The following is a 2,258-nucleotide window of genomic DNA, read 5'->3' as shown; positions in this document are numbered from 1 at the left end:
GAAAGCCCGTCCAGCAGCTTAAATAGTCTCAGTTGAGGGAGCAGATGCGACGGGAAGTCACTTGGAAGTTCATTTTCCTCATGATGATGGTATCTTATGATATTGCACACCTCGTCTCCAAGCTTGTAATAACTGTATCCCATATCTGCTCCCAACCGTGCGTGGAGCTTGCCCGGAGGAAAGACTTCCGCGGGATTTACCATATCCCCGACATTCAGCACTGGCTGAGTCTTGCAAAGATCGTGATATATCGCGGCCTTTGTCAATATATCCCTTGAGATGCCGGGGAAATCGAATATACCAAGCGCCCCCAGATCGGCCGCGAGCTTGAGGATGTTTATCACGTGCCTGTGTGTCCCGTCTGCAATAACCCCGACTATCTTGATTAGCCCAGAGGCTGCTGGTTCATCCTGGTATTCCGGCGTGCAGGATAGCTTCCTAGCAACTGAGGGCTCTAAGAGGGAGAAGGTAAAGGCCCTGTCGATCTCCTCGCGCATAGTACGTTCCTCGGATTTTGCCCATTCAAACTCTGTCACATCTTCTGCGGCTAAGATTAAGGCATCATCCTCCAGCTTTTGGACAAGGAAACGCACATACCTTTCATCAGGAGACTTTACCAGTAATGAGTATACACTTCCTTCTCTGATCACTCCTTTGTTTAGGGCGATCTCCAATTGCGAATGGAGTTCATCCGGGATTCCCCCTGACGGAGGAACTTGGAAAAGCGACAACAGCCTTTTTACTTCCTCATTGGCCAATATGATATCAAGATTTGTCCCCAACTGCATTATCCCTACGGGAATCTTCTCAAACCAATCTAGTTTTCTTTCGTGCACTAAACTTCCTCCTTCTTAAATGCGGTGCGTCTCTGCTGGGACATTCGCTTTGCTTCGTACAGTCTCTGGTCAGCGGTCTCCATTACTTTCCGAACGGTAGTCCCATCTTTGGGGGAAAATGCCTTTCCAAAAGATATCCCGACCTCTGGCACATCCTTCAAGATCCGTTTCCTTATTCTGGCGCATATATAATTGACAATGAACTCACTGACATCTGGCACAATTATCACGAATTCATCGCCCCCATACCTGAACACGGCATCAGCGGGCCTCAGCGATTCCCTAAGGAGAACCCCGACCTTCTTCAGAGCCTCATCGCCTGCCAGATGACCAAGTCTGTCGTTGTAACGCTTGAAACCGTCAAGGTCGCACATTATGAGTGTAAAGGGAATTTGTCTATGTGAGAGATCTGAAGCGTATTCTTCAAGCGCCCTGCGGTTGTAAAGGCCGGTAAGAGGATCCTTGCCAAGAGCATCTTCCATGGTGAGAATATAGGATCTCGATAACCCTTGGGTTCTTCTCATAAGACGGCACGCAGTGTGGCTTGTCATCGTTATTCCCAGCGTATAGGCCAAACCAAACCAGTCTGTTTGAATCAGCGCGCGCAGGCTGAGAAATGCCAGGATTGATGTATTCATCATTGCCGAACGAAAGACCCAAATGGGGTGCCTTTCTATCCCATAAGTCACGATAGGCACTAGCACGAAGAACAGAAAGGGGCTCCTCTGAAATCCCGTGGTAAATATCACGGAGGCATTCAGGAGGAAGCCTGAAACCGGTGAGAGATAGCTGAGCCATGGATAGTAAAGGCGCTTCAGGTCAAGAAACTGAGAAGCGATGAACCCCGCAACAAACAACAGGGGTAGAAGGGCATAAGGCATTGGAGGCGCCAGGACTATATATGCAGGAGTAAAGGCGATACATAACAAAATCCGTGCAATACGCACCTCGCTTACTATGGATCGCATAAAGGACTCCCTTGATTCCATACCTAATCGTTACATCCTCCCCTTTACCTAGTGGACCTTTCTTTGGATTATTCTACTCCAATTGTTCTGTTCCGTCCAACTCTTTCCTCTTGCTAAATGAACTACCCTTTTCGTAGGGAAGGGGTAGTTCTCTGCTATGATTCCCTACGGCTAAAGCCTGGAGCACCCGCTGCCGCTGGACCCTGATCCCCGGGTCAATACCGATTCGATAGGGCATGAAGACTCCCCCTGCGAGGCTTCCAAATAGTCCATCAAATCTACAGTTCTACATGCGGTTGATTCATCCTGCCCCATCCTAAGAAGCCTCATCCCGCTCCATCCTCATAACTCCCCCAAGCTGAACGAGCCTTTAATAGGCCCAAATCCGGGAATTTTTCTCGGGAGGTCCATGAAACACCTGAAGCTTTCCCGAAATCTTTCCGAGCCCCACCCC

General features: G+C 49.1%; 3 protein-coding genes. All 3 read right to left on the bottom strand.

Annotation, left to right across the window (positions count from 1 at the left end):
* Positions 1 to 836: HD domain-containing protein (locus HPY52_17120; protein NPV81955.1), on the bottom strand; the 836-nt coding region annotated here is incomplete at its 3' end.
* Entirely contained in the window at positions 836 to 1,825 is a 990-nt protein-coding gene (locus HPY52_17115) for a GGDEF domain-containing protein (GenBank protein NPV81954.1), read from the bottom strand. The genes HPY52_17115 and HPY52_17120, both read right to left, overlap by 1 nt.
* Positions 1,826 to 1,877: 52 nt before the next feature.
* A complete protein-coding gene (locus HPY52_17110; protein NPV81953.1) occupies positions 1,878 to 2,042 on the bottom strand; it encodes a hypothetical protein in 165 nt (54 codons plus the stop codon).
* Positions 2,043 to 2,258 lie beyond the last annotated feature (216 nt).

The sequence above is a fragment of the Bacillota bacterium genome (assembly GCA_013178415.1).
GTDB lineage: Bacteria > Bacillota > SHA-98 > Ch115 > Ch115 > Ch115.
This window is presented reverse-complemented; position numbering and strand designations above follow the sequence as displayed.

Bases quoted from the DNA above. Each gene is read 5' to 3' on its own strand.
- HPY52_17110 (NPV81953.1), bottom strand. From the start codon at position 2,042: ATGCCCTATCGAATCGGTATTGACCCGGGGATCAGGGTCCAGCGGCAG.
- HPY52_17115 (NPV81954.1), bottom strand. From the start codon at position 1,825: ATGGAATCAAGGGAGTCCTTTATGCGATCCATAGTAAGCGAGGTGCGT.